Origin of the sequence: Legionella sainthelensi, from assembly GCF_900637685.1 — a bacterium.
Classification (GTDB): domain Bacteria; phylum Pseudomonadota; class Gammaproteobacteria; order Legionellales; family Legionellaceae; genus Legionella; species Legionella sainthelensi.
On record NZ_LR134388.1, the window covers coordinates 4,048,185 to 4,068,416 of the forward strand.

The following is a 20,232-nucleotide window of genomic DNA, read 5'->3' on the forward strand; positions in this document are numbered from 1 at the left end:
GAAGAAATAGGATCGTTTTATGCTAAAATGGAAAGGAATTTCATATTAAGAATAAGGGGTTACTGATTATACAGATTAAAGAACATCCTTGTTCCCGAAAGATACTGCAGCACTCTGTTCTTTGCACATCTCATGCATCGACTACTGGGCTCCGTGGACAAAACTCGATGCGTCGGAAATTTTCCAATCAATGTTTGATTTTAAGTGACGATCCCTCGTAATCAATTTTCTCTGAATCTTCTTTTTGTTGTCGTATTTTTATTTGCGCCACAACGCCAGTAAATTGGCTCATATGGTGATTAATGTCTTTCGCCTTAACGTTTAATGGCTCATTAAGCCCCGCGAAGGATTTAAGTGGAGTATCAGGATGCTCACCTTCTTGCTCTTGATCCATTACCAATTGATCCTTTACAGACATACCCCTCTCTGCTGCCCCTTTAGGCTCATGGAGTTGAAGATTAGCCTTTTCATAGCTCGCAACTATTATTTGGGAGTTCCGCTCGATACGTTCTAGATAAATTTTTTCGCATTCTTTTATTCTTAGTTCCGCTTTAGTTATCAGTGTCTCTTTGTAAGGCTTATAAGAAAACAGATAAATCCCCGAAACCACTAGCAAGCTAATCGGTAAAGTAATAATACCCAATGCCATCCCCAACTTGCCAAGACCAAGATAAGAACCAAAACTCTGTGGATATCCCGCAGCTGCGGCCATCGCGGTCGTAAGCCCTTTGTGTGCCTGCATGTTTCCAGATTTTTTTTGTGAGAGATGAGTTAATGAAGACTCTTCGGCATAATTTGGGTTAAGCTTTGTCCAAAACTTATACCACGGGGCCTTGGCATTGACTTTAGCAGAGGCTCCTTGATCGACATCACTGATTAATGATAAGCCCGTTTGTAAGTGATTATTATATTTATCATCTAGATGACGTTTTAAGTCAGAAGCAAATTTTTTAACATCGCTAGGGTTTGCCTGAGCGAGGGCTGCAATGGCTTTAAAAATAATGCTTTCAGGTTTACTAGCCTCATGATCTAAAATTGCTACCCGGCCATTAATAGCTTGCGCACGCTCATTCCCACTTTTGCATCCAGCGATGGAAGCTTCTTCAATAAATAGAGAAAGTGATTGCACAAGTTTGGCATATTCATGGGTATGATGCAGATCATTTGCCATGATTATTTTTAACGCTTTTTTTGCTTTTTCTACTGGAGTAGCATCTTCCTCATGAATTCTTGCATCTGGTTGCGTCCATTCGGCTTTTATTTTTTTAATTTGCGCAATGGCGAGTTGTCCCTCTGGTGATCGAGAAAAATAGTTCGCGCCACGATTCTTACAATGAATCAAAAACTGTTCATAATATTCAAATACCCTTTGGATTTCAGGGAGGTTGTCCTGCGGCCCGACCAGATTTTGCAGCATCGCCATTTCAGCCATTAAAGTAGCTTCATTTCTCAGCCTATTCCAACCAATATTCCAGCCATATCCTAAACTATCACCAAAACCATTAACGGATAGATTTTGCACAAAACAAAAAGGTTTGGGTTCTTTAGATTCAAGTTGCACTTTATTATACAAGTGAGCGCCATTTAAAATCGCCTGTGCACCCCATGATTGCTTATTATCTTTAAACCAATCATCCAAGGTATGATTTATTGTGGTATGAAGATTATAAGTAAATGCTTTGCGCCCCAGGGGATTTTCAGAGATAGAATGGATAGAATATTTCTCAGCAAGTGCTAAAAGTTTTACACTCACATCATCAATCGCACTGTCCATAGAAAGATTTTTTTTCACATCAAGCGAGGGGGTTCTAATTTGTAATCGCGCCCGCCCTTGATGTTCTTCTTTAAGTGCGAGAGTCACAATTTGTCTGTCGGCAAGGGCATATACTTCTGACTGGTGACGAAGACGCTCATGAGCGGTGTTTTCCGAACCAGAAATCCAGATTGTCTGTTCCAATGATTGATCAATGTGCAACAAATCATTAGGTGAAGCTGTTGTTTTTTCAGCCAGGTGTTTTTTTTCTATTTTTTTTAGATCTTCTTTTGATAAACGCTGCCCTGTTTCTTTGAGCACCTCTTCCATTAAAATGCTGTGTGCTTCTGCAGAAATCTTGTTCCGTGCTTTATCTAACTGTTGAATCAGCTTAACGGCATTTATTTTGCCATCTTCCTTAGCCATTCTTAATGCATCAGCAAACGCTTGCTCAATTAATGGTTGGATACGCCTCATCGCTTCTTGATGCGCAATTTCCATCTGTTCCTTAGGAAATCGTCTAGGGTCAACTTTTGTGTAAGTACGTGCAGCAAGTGCCAAGTGAAAATGAAATTCTTGGTGCAGAGGGATAATGCTTCCTCTAACAGTAGATAATCTCTCTAGCTGTTCTTTATTTAATTTATCAAGACCATAACGACGTTCATATGCTTCATTAAGCTCTTTGATTTGGGTAACATCCAAACTCACCGTGGTTATTGGGGAGGGCACCCTGGTGTTTCCGAAACCTTGTTTGAATAAACCTTGCTCCTGTTCAGATATTGTAACATCAATTAATATCCGCCCTTGAGGATCAAAAAGTAAAGAAGATGGATTTTTTTGCAACGCTTGCTGCATCGCGCGCGCAGTAATTTTTTCAAAATATTCTCTTTGAGCTTGTTGCTGTTTTAATGTCGTCATTATAAAACTCTCACCTCACAGTCACCACTATGAGTTTAACATAATGAACGTCACTGCGATATAAAAACAACCAACATGACAACAAAAAAGCCAATCCGATAAGTTAGGCTCATACTGTGCGATATTGCAGAATTAGGCTGCTTTATTTTTAAGGCCCTTTATTCTTCTTCGCTTTTCTACGTTCATGCCAGCTTTGTAACATCACATAAAAAGCGGGCACAAAAACTACTGCCAGACATGTAGAGGCCAGCATACCACTGCATACAGCAATGCCAATAGACTTACGGGCATTAGCACCAGCACCTGTAGCAAATACTAATGGCATCACACCAAGAATAAAGGCAAAGGAGGTCATTAAAATGGGCCGAAAACGTGTTTTGGCGCCCAGCACCGCGGCCTCCATGACGGATTTATTATGATATTCATGTTGTTCACGTGCCACTTCAACGATCAAAATAGCATTTTTCGCCGCCAAAGCAATAAGCAATAAAACCCCAATTTGTGTATACATATTGTTTGCTATTCCCAAAGCAGATAAGGCAAATACCGTACCAATTAACGCTAATGGAACACTTAATAAAATTGCGGCTGGAGCAACCCAGTTTTCATACTGACCCGCCAAGATGAGATACACCAATATCAACGACAACATAAAAATATAGTAACTCAGGTTCCCAGCGATTTTTTCTTGATATGCGGTACTCGTCCATTCAAAAGAGATCCCCGCAGGCAATACTTGATGAGCTACTTTTTCCAGAGCCTCCATCGCCTGGCCTGAACTATAGCCTTGTGCAGCCATACCATAAATATTACTTGAGGGATACAGGTTATAAAGAGAAATAATAGAAGGTCCTGTAGTAGAGGTCATATCCGTTAGTGTTCCTAAAGGAACCATCTCACCAGACTTATTTTTAACGTAATAATTACGCACATCTTCAATAGACATCCGCCAAGGAGCATCCGCCTGTACATAGACTTGAAATACTTGTCCAAATTTTGTAAAAAGATTGACGTAAGATGAACCCAGATAAGTTTGTAACGCATCAGATGCATCACCAATAGAAACACCTAATGTTTCTGCTTTTACTCTATTGATTGGTGCTGAAAGTTGTGGCACTGATGCTCGAAATGAAGTCATCATTCGCTGGAGTTCAGGCTGCTGCATTGCATAACGAATTAATTCGTCTGTGGCTGTTTGTAATTTTCGATAATCAAAAGAACCATCTTGCAATTCAACTTGCATTTGGAAGCCACCAGCGTTCCCTAACCCTTGAATAGCCGGAGGGATCATCACTAAGATTTTAGCTCCTAAATTTTTCTGTGCGACGGCATTTAGCTTTTTATACATTTCCAGTAAATCTTCTTTTTTACCACGCACACTCCAATCTTTAAACATAACATACAGTGCCGCGCCATTTGGAAGACTTGCGCTGTTATCTAAAAGTGAAATACCATCGATGGTGATCACATTTTCAACCCCATCAATTTTAGATACTTGTTCACTTAAATCATGCATCAAAGCTTCCGTGCGCTCCAAACTCGAACCATCAGGTAATTGCACATTCAACATAGCATAGCCTTGATCCTCAATGGGAATAAAGCCAGTAGGAATGCGGCTTAAACCAAAAATAGCTATTACTACTAATGCAATACCTATAAGACAAACTGTTTTGTTTTTATGCACCAGTTTATCTATGAATCTAATGTAGGCGTTTTCTATAGGTAAATAAACCCTATCGAAAAATCGAAAGGCAGCATTCTTTTTCTTTTGTGGATCAATAGGCTTAAGCCACAAAGCGCACTGAGTTGGCTTCAAAGTCATCGCATTGATTGCACTAATAAATGCTGTAGCAGCAATAACCAATGCAAATTGCGCGTACATTGCACCCGTTAAACCAGGCATAAAACCCGCAGGCACAAATACAGCCATAAGTACTAATGTAATACCAATCACAGGCCCCATTAATTCAGCCATAGCATGAATCGCAGATTCCTTTGGAGGTGTTCCTCGCTCAATATGTTGCGTCACTCCTTCAACGATCACGATCGCATCGTCCACAACAATACCTATTGCCAACACTAGAGCAAATAAAGTTAATAAATTAATGGAATAACTTAATGCAAGCATAGCAAAAAAGGCACCAATAATCGTTACTGGGACAGTAGTGGTAGGCACAAGAGTTGCACGTGCGTTTTGTAGAAACACCAGGATAACGATTAATACGAGAATACCTGCTTCAAATAAAGTCTTATAGACTTCATCAATTGATGCTTTTACGAAAATAGTAGTGTCAAAAGGAACGGAATACTGCATCCCTGGAGGAAATTTTTTAGACATTTTCTCCACTGCTTTTCGCACTTCAGTGGCAACATCTAACGCGTTAGCGCCAGGAAGTTGGAAAATACCAATCGCAGCTGCTGGTTTATTGTTTAATTTCGCAAGCTGGTTATAACTGTTAGAACCTAATTCAACACGGCCAATATCACGTATACGTACAATTTGAGCACTATTATTGATCCGGTTACTGGTTGCAGATTGATTAGGCTTTTGAGCGATTGTCTTAACAATGATGTTTGAAAACTGCTCTACATCAGCAAGCTGCCCTGGAACATTCACTGTAAATTGATAAGCAGGTTTCCCTGCTGATGGCGGAGCGCCAATTTGTCCTGATGAAATCTCTTGGTTCTGGTGGCTGATGGCTTCAAGAACTTCGCTTGGATTTAAGGAATAAGCCAACATTTTTTGGGGGTCCAGCCAAACACGCATAGCATAGGTACCCGTTCCAAAAATAACTACGTTTCCTACTCCGGGTAAACGCGATAGCTCATCTTGCATATTAATTGCTGCATAATTATCCAAGAATAAACCATCATATTCATTGTTTTTAGACGTTAAAGTAATAAATTGTAAAATGTTAGTTGACTTTTGCTGTACAAGAACTCCTTGTTTTTGCACCGATTGAGGTAATTGAGCCATTGCTGACTGCACTCGGTTTTGTACCAGTACTTGAGCAAAATTAAGATCTGTTCCAATAGAAAAAGTGACAATTAAAGTATATGTGCCATTATTCGTGCTTGTGGATTGCATGTAGAGCATGTTTTCCACTCCGTTTACTTGCTGCTCAATAGGCAAGGCTACGGTTTTAATTAATGTTTCAGCATCAGCACCTGGATATGTAGTGGTTACCTGAATAGTCGGTGGAACAATAGCTGGATATTGAGATACAGGTAAGACAATTATAGCAACCAATCCGAGTAAAATTAGGAGTAGTGCAATAACGTTTGCCAAAATAGGCCGCTCAATAAAAAATTTAGAAATCATTCTGCGTTCTTCTCACGTTTTGTATCAATTAACTGAACAAAATTTTTCTTACTTACCTGCATTATTACTTGGTTCACTATTAGCATTCATCGCTGCTGGTTGTTGTATTTGAACTTTATTTCCAGGAGTTGCATTTTGTAGACCATCAACAATAACATTGTCTTGTGGGTCCAGGCCTTTGATCACAGCACGCATTCCTTCTTCTTGACTACCTAAGGTTACATGTTTTAATACCACTACATTATTGTTATCCACCGTCAATAAGTACGAACCAATTTGGTCATAAAGAATTGCTGTATCAGGTACAGTGAACTGCTTTTTGGGTTCAGAAATTGCCACTCTTACTTTTACAAAGAGGCCAGGAACAAAAACATACTCCTTATTGGGTAAAAGAGCACGTAGTTCCATAGTTCCAGTAGAAGCATTAAGACCGGTATTCACGAAATCCAGGGTTGCTTTATATTTAAAGGTCGTTTCATTTTGCAAGCTAATTTCCACAGGAACTTTGTGTAAATCTTTTGGTTTAAATCCTCGCGCACGTGCCGCCGCTCTTAGTTTAATTAGATCAAGCTCATTTAAATTGAAATAAACATAGATGGGATCAATCTGCTCGATAGTTGCCAAGTTTGTTGCTTCACCATGCCCAACCAAATTACCCACATCGACCAAATGACGGCCGATTCGCCCATCAAATGGTGCAAAAATATGGGTATAGCTGTATGTAATTGCTGCATTTACTTCGTCAGCCTCTGCTTTATCAACTTCTGCAGCCAATTCCAACGTTTTGGCATACCACTTCTCTACTTCATTTAATGAAGTAGCGTGTTGTTTATACATTCTTTGTTGCCGGGCATATTCTGATTTATCATAGGCAAGGGCAGCTTTTTGAGCAGCTACTACCGCTTTAGCTGCTCTTAATTGTTCAAAATAAGGCTCAGGTTGAATGACGAACAATTCCTTTCCTTTTTTGATGAAGGTTCCATCTACAAACTCAATTGAATCCAGATAACCTTCGACTCGCGCAACCAAATTGACTGAATTGTAAGCCACCATGGTGCCAGTTTGCGTCACATACTCAACCATTTCTTTGAGTTTGGGCTTTTGTACAACCACCGTTGGTAAAGGAATGGCTGGTGCCGTGCTTTTACTAAAAAAATGCGTTAATAAATAAATAAAAAATAAAATCGCAATTATTGCTACAACTTTGACTGATGTTGAATCTCTATTAAAGTTCATGCTTAATACCATTTTTGTTTAATTTTTCTTATGTGGCCTGGGTAAGCATACCCTGGAAGTCATCGTTTTTTATCCGTAAAACACCTTAAAGCTGCTGTCTTCATCTTGTTGGTATTTACCAATTAGGTAAATAAAGTTCTTTTATTTTTTCTTTTTTACTTCGGGGTGCCATATGATTTTTCTCTTTGATTAAAGAACCCCAATTAGTTCGTGTAGCCATTTCGGCTTTTATTTGTTGCGGCACCACATCGTTACCGCCTCGAATTTCCCAACCACCACCAAGAGCGCGATAAAGGGATACTAATGCGTCGGGAATGTTTGCCTGAGCACTAACTAGTGATGTCTGTACACTCAACTGTTGTTGCTCCGCATTGAGCACCGGAGTAAAGTCTGTTTCCCCTTCCATATATCGGATTATTGCTAATTTTAGGGTTTTAATTGCAGCAATATTTGCTGTTGTTAGCGCACGCTCCGCTTTTTTGGCCTCAATATAGGCCGTAATGCTATTTTGTACTTCCTGTTGGGCTTTTAAAACCAAATTGACATAACTTAACAAAGCCTGCTGGAAAGCAGCATCTTGTGCTCGTACAGCATTGGTAATTTGTCCATAGTTCAAGATTGGCCAAGTTAAACTAGGACCAGCAACGATGTTGCGATTAGATGGTTGAAATAGGTCGGAGAGAGAATTTGAACCAATATTATTCGAAGAAAATGAAAATGAGCCATTCAATGCAAGTGCGGGAAAAAGATTGGCTTTTATTTCACCGATCTTGGCAGATTGAGAGACTGCCTCTAAACGTGCTTGATAAATATCAGGTCGTCTTGCCAAAGTTTCTTTAGGAATACCTACCGCCACACTTGAAGGAGCTATGGGAATCCCTCGGCTTTTCTTAAGCTGATTATCAACACCATTAGGGACTGTACCTAATAAAAGGGCAAGCGCATTTTTTTGTTGTTCAAGGCTGCTTTCTAAAGGCGGAAGTGACGCCTCTGTTTGTGAAAGTTCCGTCTGAGCTTGCTCTACATCAATAAGGTTGGTTTGTCCGGCATTATAACGAGCGCGAGCTATATTTAGCCCCTCTCTTTGGACTACGATGTTTTGATTTGTTACCTTAATTTTTGTTTCATACATACGAATTTTGATATAGGTAGCGGCAACATCGGCAGTAAGAGTCACTAAAGCGTTATCATAAGCGGCAAGAGAGGATAAAAATACAGCATCATTAGCCTGAATGGCTCGTCGATATTTACCCCAAAAATCAATTTCCCAATTCGCTGAAAATCCCAATGATAAAGTTTCTAAAGAGGAAGGTAAAACTGTTTGTAGCTCACTACCGCCAATTTGGTAATAATTAAAATTGCTAACCACTGCTTGCTGCTGTGGATAAAGCTCTCCAACAGATTGAGCGAGTAAGGCTCTGGTTTGCAAAACCCGCACCCCTGCAGACTGTAGTGTGAGATTGTTATGGTAACCTTGGTAAATTAAAGAAGTCAGCACTGGATCATGAAATACCTGCCACCATTGAGTATCTTTGAATGGAGTTTCTTTAACTGATGCATTTTTCTTTGGCCAATGCGCTGCGACTGGCTTTATAGGTTCTTTATAATTTGGACCAACCATACAAGCACTAAGCATCAGGCTCATGGCAAGAGTAAAAATCTTTAACATGAATGCTAATATTTCCCTCTTAAAATTTGCTCCCCATCATGGAATGGTATTAGCTGTTATTATGTCTCCGTACTGTATCATTACTAAGAACTATTTAATAGATCAAATCTGGACAATATTTTAGTCGTTAAAAATCAACAATTCGTGAATGATGGTCTTACCCGAACAGCTGAATTTGTTTCATGACACATAAAAAACATATTTGATACATCTTGGATAAAAATGGCTCTCATATCACTTTTTCTCCAAGATTATTAGGTTCATTTTTTCTAAGGATTAGAATCAGATGTAATAACTTGTAATTGCGTTACATTTTGCAAGCCGCGCGGCAACCTATTTCCTCTACGTCCACGTTCACCTTTATAATGTTCAAGATCAGCCCCCTTTAAAGTAAAATGACGTTTACCCGCATGGACGGTAAGTGTATCCGCAGCAGTTAAAACTTGTACGTCGATTACATATTCTTCGCGAGATGCGGCTTTAGCAGCAGGGATACTAATTAATTTATTTCCCTTTCCACGCGATAATTCTGGAATTTCTTTCGTAGAGCAAATAAGCAGTCGCCCCGCATTAGTAGCACAAGCAATGTAAAGCTCGTCATGTTTAGGGAGGATTCGAGGAGGTAAAATATGACTCGTTTCAGGAAGCTTAATACAGGCCTTACCATTGCGATTTTTTACATAAAGGTCACCGATTTTCGCAATAAAGCCATATCCTGCATCACTTGCTAATAGCACGAACTGTTCTGCTTCACCACCTACAGCAGCTTCAAACAAAGCGCCTTCAGCTGGATTAAGTTTTCCGGTTAAAGGCTCTCCTTGCCCCCGTGCTGAAGGTAACACATGCCCTGGCAAAGAATAGACTTTTCCTTCGCTATCAAAAAAGAGGATTTGTTGATTTGAGCGTGCTATGGCCTGCGCTTTAAAATCATCGCCTGCTTTATAGCTCAATTCACAACCATTTACATCATGTCCCTTTGCGGCCCTAACCCATCCTTTTTTTGAAAGTACTACTGTAATAGGCTCGTTAGGTAGAATATCTTCTTCTTTTAATGCTTGCGATTCCTGCCGAACAATAATAGGTGAACGACGCACATCACCAAACTCATCTCGGTCTTTAATGATTTCTTCTTTCACTAATTGTTTTAGGCGCTGCTCTGAAGCTAAAATATCTTGCAAATTATCTCTTTCGGTGCAAAGCTCATCCAGTTCTCCGCGCAATTTTATTTCTTCTAACTTTGCTAAATGACGCAATTTCATTTCTAAAATAGCTTCTGCCTGACGGTCACTGATATTAAAGCGGGCTATTAATCCTTGTTTGGGCTGTTCATGCTCACGAATAATGGCAATAACTTCATCGATATTCAGATAAGCAATAAGCAATCCTTCGAGCACATGTATGCGATCTAAAACTTTTGCCAAACGATACTCCAATCGTCTTTTTACTACAGAGATCCGATAGACTATCCATTCAGATAAAATCTCAACCAACCCTTTTACTCTTGGCTTCCCATCAAGTCCTATCATATTGAAATTAACACGGTAGCTTCGTTCCAAGTCGGTAGTGGCAAATAAATGAGACATTAGCCCTTCAATATCAACACGATTGGAACGAGGAACGATGACCAACCGGGTTGGATGTTCATGATCTGATTCATCACGTAAATCTTCAACCATTGGTAATTTTTTTTGTTGCATCTGTAGCGCAATTTGTTCCAGTACTTTGGCTCCGGAGACCTGATATGGTAATGCACTAATCACTATATTTTGTTTTTCCTGGCTATATACTGCTCTCATTTTTATAGAGCCATTCCCTGTTTCATACAGAGCATTAATTGCTTCTGGTGGTGTAATTATTTCAGCCTCAGTAGGGAAATCGGGACCTTTAATATATTGAGTAACCGTGGCGAGATCTGCATGGGGATCATCCAATAAGTGCACGCATGCATTGGCAACCTCTGTTAAATTATGCGGCAAAATATCGGAAGCCATGCCCACGGCGATACCTGTGGCACCATTTAATAAAATATTAGGTAAGCGTGCTGGCAACAAAGAGGGCTCTTGTAATGTGCCATCAAAATTATCAACCCAATCCACAGTTCCTTGTAAAAGCTCTGCTAATAAAACTTCCGCATAGCGCGAGAGTCGCGCTTCCGTATATCGCATTGCAGCAAAAGACTTGGGATCATCAGGAGAACCCCAGTTTCCCTGTCCGTCCACAAAAGGATAACGATAGGAGAATGGCTGCGCCATAAGCACCATCGCCTCATAGCAAGCACTATCTCCATGCGGATGAAATTTGCCTAATACATCCCCAACGGTACGTGCTGACTTTTTATATTTGGCAGTAGCTTTTAGTCCTAATTCAGACATTGCATAAACAATGCGTCTTTGCACTGGTTTTAATCCATCTGCAATATGAGGCAAAGCTCTATCCAGGATAACGTACATGGAGTAATCCAGATACGCTTTTTCGGTAAATTCAGCTAGTAGTTTTCGTTCAGATACATCATTCATTGTTTTTGCATTCATTATATTAATAATCACTATTTAACCATTGCAATCCTCTATTGCAAAGTGATTTTAACACAGGATTGATTCTGTTAGATAATTCACTTTTATTAATTGTGAATAACTTTGCATGAGGCGGCAACGGCAGTGACAATATTTACAATAACTTATTGAAAATAAATTGATTTTTTATAATGACTTATTTTGAGGCATTATTATCCTGTGGATAACTTTGTGTATTATCATAGAATAAAATCCCTAACCTATTGTAAATAACGTAGAAATTCCTATAAAAGCACTGGTTCAATGATTCTATAAATAGTAATGTATAATTTGTATAAGAGAACTGATTCAGAAATTGTTATGGACGACAACAGCATCTCATCTTCTAAATTTAATAAGTTTTTACTTTATATTATTTTTATCCCTGCACTTGCACTTGTATCAGGCATTGGGATTTTATCCTATCATGAAGTAAATAAAATGCTTGATGCCAACAGATGGGTTGCTCATACCTATCAAGTCATTCAAGCTACCGATAAAATATTAATAACCATTATCGATATTGATTCTGAGCTAGAGGCTTATCTTCTCTCTGATGATGAGCAACTTATGATAAATATTGATAAAATGAAATTTGACCTAAAAGAAGACTTTGATAATTTATTTCATTTAATTAGGGATAATTCGTCACAAACGCAACGAATCACTCATTTTCACGACTTAACCATTCAAAGACTCAAACAATTAAACCAAGCCATTCAATTAAAAATAAATAATAAACTCAATACTCCAGAGGAAAAGGATTTTTTTCTACAAAAACAAGATCTTTCTAATCAAATTAAGGGCGTTGCTCAAGAAATAAAATCGATTGAACTCGTTTTATTAAAGGAAAGAAATCAGGTCGCACTCAATAGTGCGAAAACAACAAATATTGCCATTATCATAGGAAAAATAATTAGTTTTTGTGGTTTAATCATTGCATTTGCATTGGCAAATAGGGAGTTATCTAGAAGTCTTAGAGCAGAGCATCATAGGAAAAATGTTGAAAGCCAATTAAGAAGTATTTTAGAAGGGGCCACGGATATGATTGCTGCTTTGGACAATCACTACCGTTATATGATGATTAATGAAGCATATCAACGTGAGTTTAAACGTCTCTTTGGCCATCCGATAACTATTGGCATGACCCTGGATGACATCCTTACGAGTGCGGCCACTTCCGCAAAAAGGAAATTAATGGAGCAGTGGAATGACTCCCTAAAAAGTGGGGAATTGGTACGAAATATTGAGTTTGAGGTCAACAAAGAGCTTAATGTCTATGAAATTACCTCCAGTTTGATTAAAAATGAAAATAATGAGACCCACGGAACAGTACATATTATCCGCAATATTACCAAACATATTCAAGAACAAATCGAACTAAAGGAGTCTTACAAAAAACTCCATGCAGGGATGCAAGCATTACAAGATAAAAACGAGCAAATTACACTGCTTGTTGAGATGAGTGATATTATGCTTGCATGTAGCTCTCAAGAAGAATTAAGTAAGGTGATGACAAAATATTGTCAACGCATACTCCATTTTGCAAGTGGCTATTTATATATCATGCACCCATCAAAAAACTATTTAGAAATAGCTACAACCTGGGGGAAACCAAACCCCCAAGAAACTACGTTTCTACCTAATGATTGCTGGGCAATTCGCTTGGGAAAGATGCATCAAGTAATCCATTCTCGTGATGAGTTAATTTGCAACCATGTGAACACGTCCAGTGAGCAAACTTTAGCATTCCTTTGTATTCCATTAATGGCTCAAAATGATATTTACGGCTTATTGTACATGGAAATGTCTGAAGAACCTGCGGTTGCATTTTCACAAAATCAGCAACTGCTGATTACCGCTTTTTCTGAATTAACCGCCCTCGCATTTGCGAATGTACGCTTAAGAGAAAATCTTCGCTATCAATCAATGCGAGATCCATTAACGGGACTATATAATCGCCGTTACTTAGAAGACTTTCTTTTAAAACAAATCCATCAATCCGAGCGGACAAAAAGTCCAATTTCACTCTTAATGTTAGACTTGGATCACTTCAAAAAAATAAATGATACTTACGGTCATGATGCAGGAGATGTTGCTTTAAAAGAGCTCGGTAAAATATTACACGAGGATATTCGTGTTGGCGATGTTGCAGCTCGCTATGGTGGAGAAGAGTTTATTGTTGCTTTTTACAATACCGATGAAAAAACAATTAAAACACGCGCTGAGAGTATTAGAGAAGCGGTTTCTCGGCTGCAAATAAAATATGGAGCACAACCGGTAGGCCCGATCACCATTTCCATTGGAGTAGCCGTATACCCGGCAGATGGCCGCACTACTACAGAGCTCATTGAATCTGCTGATAAAGCTTTATATTTTGCAAAAACCAACGGAAAAAATAGGATTGTTTTATATTCTGAAATTGAAAATAGAAAATCCTCTGTAAATAAAAAAAATGAATATCATAATCCTTCTGATGATCAACTAATATAACGCTCATGAAATATGAGATTTACTCTTAAAAGCTGAAAAGGATTAATTAACACCCATCCCAAAATCATTGATTATTGCCTAAAAAAGCTGAGCTCAACATAAAGGATGTCATCACCTTAGCAAAATACACTTTGCCTGCGAACTCAAAAAGTGTTTTTTTTTGGGCAAACTTCATCAAAAATATCCATAACGCACTATAATTAAAATATATTGAGGTTTCTGGGGTAATGAAGATGCCTGATCCTATTAAATTTAAAGAACCAGAACGTTGTGATTATGTTTATATTGATGAGAACAACAAAGTACATTTAATGATGCCTCTTGTTGGTGGAGTTGAAATTGGGTTAGATAATACCTGTCAAACAGGGGTCGAGTTAAACTCGTTCTTCCATGGCTCTACACACGAGGGAGTTACTCGATTTTCTGCACAACATCATCTTGCAGAATATGCAAAACTTTTAAAAGCAGACATCCAAGAAATCGAAAAACAAAGAGCAATTTCTCCCCTTGCCTTTGAGACACAATTGAGAGTAAAAAAAGAGCGCTTAAAACAAGTAAACCAATACATTGAATTGATCACGGTACTCAAAAAAGACTATGACACAGATAAAGGAATTAAGTCTTTGCAACTTCTAGAGAACACTCAAGGCTCGTATCCACCTATCCCTAAAGAAGTAAGCGCACTTGTAAAGTCTGCTACCAATGGTTTTGCAGTAAGGTTATCTCCTTTTGATAATGATCCCTTAACTTTGTTTAAGGATCCCATATTTAGTGTGAAAAGAAATATATCTAAATGGAGAAGACCAGATGGGCGTCATCATTTAGGTGCGATTGATATTAACGAAGGCTTGGGTTCGCGCTTACGCTCTACCTTTTATGATGCAAAAACTAATACTGGCTCTCCTATTTTACCCCCAAAAACGCTTAAGGAGAAAGTTATAGAAGATATTTTAGCTAAAGCCAACTTACCTGACGATTACTTAAAAGAACCCGATACACGCGATGAACGTCTGACGGAATTAAAGAAAATTATCCAAGAGGAACTTGTCAAAGTTAATAAAGATATTTCGGTAGATAAAAGTACTATTGGCGGTATGGACATTGATGCTTCTTATTTATTAGATCTAGCCTGTACTGTAGGCGAAGATGATCCTCTTAAAGAGTGGATTGGGGGAGTTATTGGGGCAGCAACCAGCTCAGAGTTTTGGGATCTTGAAGAACAAAAACAAAGCGAAGCAATTAGCGTGTTCTATGACGGCGAAGGCAAGGAAGTTAATGCAAGCAATAATGACCGAATGTCTGTTAAAGTTCAATTTTTACTTGCTGAAGCTAATATATTTTGTAAACTCAATAAATTATCGGATGCAAATTTTGGTGCTTTTTTTGATGAGGAACCTCATGCCACCAATATTGCAAAAAATGTAAAGGAAGGGCTGGGTAAAGGAGCGAATATAGAAAAAGTTATCTTTGATTATATCAATACTTATCATGCCCAGCTAGGCTTAAAAAATCCATTAACCGAAGAGCAGCAAAAAGAAATTACGGAACAATTTACTAAAAACTATAATACCATTAAAGACTCTCCTCATTTTGATGAATTTTTCATTGCTGATACGAGTAAAAAGGGTACTCTTTTTAATCATCAAAATAGAATAAGCCTTTCTTTTCTTGAGTTTTTCCAACGTCAAACTAAAGGAAAGCATCCTTTAGGGGAACTGGAAGGGCATGTTGAAGCACTGCATAGTGGCAGCACAAATAACTTAAGTCATAAAAATGAAGTCGGCTATGAGAAATTAGAGCAGTTTAAAACGGAAGTAGTGAGACTTTTGGCTGAAAATAAACCTAAAGAATTAATTGATTATCTAACACAACAACAAACCGGATCGAAAGCACCTAATTATTCCATGCTGACGTTAGAAACACAAAATTACATTGCATACAATCCTAATGGAAAAGCGATATTAGAGGCGCTTAAAGAATCCGGTGGCAACCCAGAACTTGAAAAATTAATTTCTCCAGTTCATGTAAATCGTGAAAATCTTGCTAATGTTGTTTGGTCTAAAGTGTCTTCTAAACCATTATTTGAGGTAGAAGTAAACCGAGTAGCGTCTGGTCTTTCTGCTACTGTGGCCAATTATGAGAGGGAGAGAAGTGGTAGATGGTTCAGCGGTACTAAAAAAGAAACTAGGGATAGACAAATAGAGCAATTAAAAGGGATTGCAGAAGAGCTGAATAAACTTGCAAAAGAACCTGACACTGCCAAAAAACAGGATATCGTTAATTCGCTTGTTAAATCCATCATGGTTTTAGATAAAATTGATGCTGAAATCGGAAAGGAACATAATTTATTCAAAAGCGCATTGCAACGAGAGGTTGTTGGATTTAAAAAACAACTACAAGAAATGTGTCAACTGGAAAACTACGCGATTAAACCAACAGCTAAGGGAAGAGGATTTCAACAACAACTTCAAGAAAAGTATTCGATAAACCAAGACATAAAACCACTGGATCTGATTACCACTTTTGCTATAGAAGAGCAGTTTAAAAAAATTGCTAATCAGGAAGTCCAAAAAATAGTAAGAGGTTTACCTCATCATTGTCATAACGATCAGACCATTGAGTTCTTTGCCCAGTTAACATCTGAGGAGGCGAGTAAAGTAGCATCCTATTTAATGTCAGAGTATCGAGAACTGACTCAATCAACAGATAAACAAAAACTTTTAACCGAAGAAATTCCCCAAGCGTTTAAAGAGATTAATGAGCGACTTCTTTCTGGATTTAAACAGGAAGGAGTCATCGATGCAGGGGTGCATGAAAAACTACTGGCGTTAGCTGACAAAATTCCGCCTGAATTGGTCACTAAGAAAAATCTTGAAAAGTGGTCAACGACACCAGAAATGCTGAATGACACCCAGTTTGGTAGTTTATTAAAAGAAGCTCAATCCCCTCCTTCAGTTGTAGCTACGAGGGACTTTAGAAGAAGTATTGATGATATAACAGGTAGAACCAACCTTGACTCGACACATACCCAGACTTTAAACCATTGATACGTATTGACCATTCATTCCCATCGCCTGCGTGCCGCGACTTGTTTGCGGCATGTAGCGGCGTCTTATAGTAAGGCAAAATAAACAAGCGCGTTTTGGGTGTTGTTTACTTCCTTGCTTTTCTTCGATTATGAAAGACATAATATAATCCAGGCAAAACAAGTAAAGTTAAAAACGTTGAGGAAATGATACCACCAATCACAACTGTTGCTAAAGGTCTTTGCACTTCAGAGCCCGTCCCTGTTGCCAAAGCCATAGGAACAAAACCCAAAGAGGCAACAAGAGCCGTCATTAATACGGGGCGAAGTCTTGCCAAAGAACCTTGCAAGACAGCATCTTTTAAATACAATTTTTTTTGTTCCCTAAGCTTATTGATAAAGGTAATCATCACTAAACCATTTAGTACTGCGACCCCTGAGAGAGCAATAAAGCCAACACCTGCAGAAATCGATAATGGTATCCCGCGAGCCCACAAAGCAAATACCCCCCCAGTTAAAGCAAGGGGAATACCTGAAAACACTAATAATGCATTTTTCACACTACCAAAACTCATAAACAACAGCAGAAAAATGCCAACTAATGTAATAGGAATGACTATTTGTAACCTTTGTGAAGCAGATTGCAATTGTTCAAACTGTCCTCCCCAAGTAATCCAATAACCACTAGGTATTTTGATATTTTGCTCCATCCGTAGTTTGGCATCGCTCACGAATGAGCTTAAATCACGCCCCCGAACATTGGCGCTCACGACCACACGTCGCTTGCCAATTTCACGACTGATTTGATTAGGACTTTCACTACGCACCATTTTGGCTACTTCACTTACGGGAATATAATGACGTGTGCCATCTTTACCAGGAGGTAATGGAATAAAAATCTGTCTCAATACATTAGGACTTGAACGTAAAGACTCGGGTAAACGCACGATTAAATCAAATCGCTTATCTCCTTCAAACAGCTCCCCACCTTTTTTCCCGCCAGTGGCGATCACAATAGCATCTTGGACAGCACCAATTTGTAATCCATATCGGGCTAAGGCATCACGATTAATTTCTACGGTCAACAAAGGCAACCCACTTACTTGCTCTACTTTGACATCTGCAGCCCCTGGTACTTTTTTAAGTTGAGTACTGATATTTTCAGCAATATCCAATAAAGTATTCATATCATCGCCAAATACTTTAACAGCCACATCGCTGCGCACCCCTGAAATCAATTCATTAAATCGCATTTGAATGGGTTGCGTAAACTCATAATTATTACCCGGAATTTGCTGCACCGCCTCTTCAATTTCCTGCACCAGTTCTTGTTTGCTTTTCTTTGGATTTGGCCAGTCTTTTCGTGGTTTTAAAATAATAAAGGTATCAGCAACATTTGGTGGCATGGGATCCGTAGCCACTTCAGCGGTTCCCAGTTTAGCAAATACTGTTTTGACTTCAGGAAATTGTCGCACGCGTTGCTCAACCAAGTCTTGCATTTCTATAGATTGGGTCAGACTCGTTCCTGGAATACGCATGGCATGCATCGCAATATCGCCCTCATCAAGGCTCGGGATAAACTCTCCCCCCATACGAAAAGCAATTAAAAACTAATTAACACTAAAACTACAGCAGCACTTATAACCCTTAATCGCGCATGAAAACAATACCGTAGTATGCGTGCATAGCCCTGCGAAATATAATGAACTAACTTATTTTCCTTTTCTTGCACCGGCTTGCGTAAAAAAATTGCAATCGCAGCTGGGACAAAAGTTAATGCAAAGAGCATTGAAGCCATCAGGGCAATAATAACTGTTTCCGCCATAGGCAAGAACATTTTTCCTTCCACACCTGTCAACGTAAGGATAGGGAGATAAACTACCGTGATGATAAAAACGCCAAAAATGCTGGGTCGAATAACCTCTGTAGTGGCATAGGCAATTACCTTCAACCGCTCTTCATGTAGTAAAGGACGCTGTGCTTCATGTTGTTTTTCGCCCAAATGCTTCATGCAATTTTCAACAATGATCACGGCGCCATCTACAATTAAACCAAAATCAAGTGCACCTAAACTCATAAGATTAGCGCTGATTTTATTGGTCACCATACCTGTAATAGTGAGCAGCATGGATAAAGGGATAACCATGGCCGTTATCAATGCTGCACGAATATTTCCCAAAAATAAAAAGAGAATAATGCAAACAAGCAATGCTCCTTCCAATAAGTTCTTTTTCACCGTATTAATCGTAGCATTCACTAATACGGTACGATTATAAACTGTAGTAGCCTCGACTCCATCAGGAAGCGACTTGTTGATTGCTTTCATTTTAGCAGCCACTCGCTCCGAAACAGTTCTGCTGTTTTCACCCATTAACATGGAAACAGTGCCTAATACTACCTCTTGGCCATTTTCAGTAGCAGCCCCTGTGCGTAGCTCTGTACCTAAAATCACTTTAGCTACATCACGAATTCGTATGGGGGTTCCTTCAAAACTGGCAATGACAATATTTTCAATATCAGGTATGTTTTGAACCTGTCCAGGAACTCGAATAAGGTTTTGTTCCCCATTATGTTCAATATATCCTGCACCCACATTGGCATTGTTGCGTTGAAGCGCATCAACCACCTCATTTAAACCTAAATTATAACGGACCAATTTAGCCGGATCAGGGGTAACGTGAAATTGTTTTTCATAGCCGCCAATGGTGTTGATTTCAGCAACACCCTCCACATTGCGCAATTGAGGCTTGATAATCCAATCCTGGATCGTGCGCAGCTCCGTGGGATTATAACGTTTCGCTTTAGGTACATTCGACTTATTGGTGATCGTATACATAAAAATTTCACCTAGCCCCGTAGAAATAGGCCCTAAGGTGGCTTCTGCTTCGGGTGGCAATTTATCTTTAACCTCCTGGAGGCGTTCATTAATTAATTGCCTAGCAAAATAAATATCTGTTCCATCTTTAAATACGACTGTAACTTGTGATAATCCATAACGTGATAGGGAGCGAGTATAATCAAGATTTGGTAATCCACTCAGTGCTAACTCAATGGGAAAAGTAATACGTTGCTCTACTTCAAAAGGAGAATAACCAGACGCCTCTGTATTAATCTGTACCTGTACATTCGTAATGTCAGGAACTGCATCTATAGGAAGCCTTTGAAAATTATAGATCCCAAGTAACGCAATAATGAGCGTGAAGAGCAGGATAAACCAGCGATGTTTTAAAGAAAAGTGGATGATTTTTTCCAGCATCTTTTATC

8 protein-coding genes and 1 pseudogene are annotated in these 20,232 nt (G+C 38.9%); 2 read left to right on the top strand and 7 right to left on the bottom strand.

Translation table 11 applies throughout. The features are described 5' to 3' along the window. Positions 1-187: 187 nt before the first annotated feature. From EL220_RS17595 to parC, 5 genes are all read right to left on the bottom strand, one after another. Positions 188-2,671, bottom strand: a complete 2,484-nt coding sequence (locus tag EL220_RS17595) for a hypothetical protein (RefSeq protein ID WP_027270453.1) — start codon at positions 2,669-2,671, stop codon at positions 188-190. Between the two features lie 148 nt (positions 2,672-2,819). Further along, complete coding sequence (locus EL220_RS17600; protein ID WP_027270452.1) at positions 2,820-5,993, bottom strand: efflux RND transporter permease subunit; 3,174 nt, start codon at positions 5,991-5,993, stop codon at positions 2,820-2,822. A 48-nt stretch (positions 5,994-6,041) separates the two neighbouring features. Then, on the bottom strand, positions 6,042-7,229 hold the full coding sequence (locus EL220_RS17605; RefSeq protein WP_232002542.1) for an efflux RND transporter periplasmic adaptor subunit: 1,188 nt from the start codon (positions 7,227-7,229) through the stop codon (positions 6,042-6,044). Positions 7,230-7,344: 115 nt separating this feature from the next. Then, the gene (locus tag EL220_RS17610; RefSeq protein WP_027270450.1) at positions 7,345-8,898 is read right to left on the bottom strand and encodes an efflux transporter outer membrane subunit; all 1,554 of its coding nucleotides are present in this window, start codon (positions 8,896-8,898) and stop codon (positions 7,345-7,347) included. Positions 8,899-9,167: 269 nt separating this feature from the next. Further along, positions 9,168-11,429 carry a DNA topoisomerase IV subunit A gene (parC, locus tag EL220_RS17615; protein WP_027270449.1) on the bottom strand — a complete coding sequence of 754 codons (2,262 nt, stop codon included), beginning with the start codon at positions 11,427-11,429 and terminating at the stop codon, positions 9,168-9,170. Positions 11,430-11,771: 342 nt separating this feature from the next. Between parC and EL220_RS17620 the strand changes: the two genes are divergently transcribed. Both EL220_RS17620 and EL220_RS17625 read left to right on the top strand, forming a co-directional pair. Beyond that, positions 11,772-13,943, top strand: coding sequence for a sensor domain-containing diguanylate cyclase (locus EL220_RS17620; RefSeq protein WP_027270448.1), 2,172 nt, complete (start codon positions 11,772-11,774; stop codon positions 13,941-13,943). Positions 13,944-14,176: 233 nt separating this feature from the next. Then, entirely contained in the window at positions 14,177-16,990 is a 2,814-nt protein-coding gene (locus EL220_RS17625; protein WP_027270447.1) for a hypothetical protein, read from the top strand. On the opposite strand, the gene EL220_RS18305 is transcribed toward EL220_RS17625, so the two are convergent. Both EL220_RS18305 and EL220_RS17630 read right to left on the bottom strand, forming a co-directional pair. Further along, positions 16,979-17,131 carry a hypothetical protein gene (locus EL220_RS18305; RefSeq protein WP_155833965.1) on the bottom strand — a complete coding sequence of 51 codons (153 nt, stop codon included), beginning with the start codon at positions 17,129-17,131 and terminating at the stop codon, positions 16,979-16,981. The genes EL220_RS17625 and EL220_RS18305 overlap by 12 nt on opposite strands. After that, positions 17,097-20,224 (bottom strand): annotated as a pseudogene (locus EL220_RS17630) (efflux RND transporter permease subunit). Before EL220_RS17630 ends, EL220_RS18305 begins: the two are co-directional and overlap by 35 nt. Positions 20,225-20,232 lie beyond the last annotated feature (8 nt).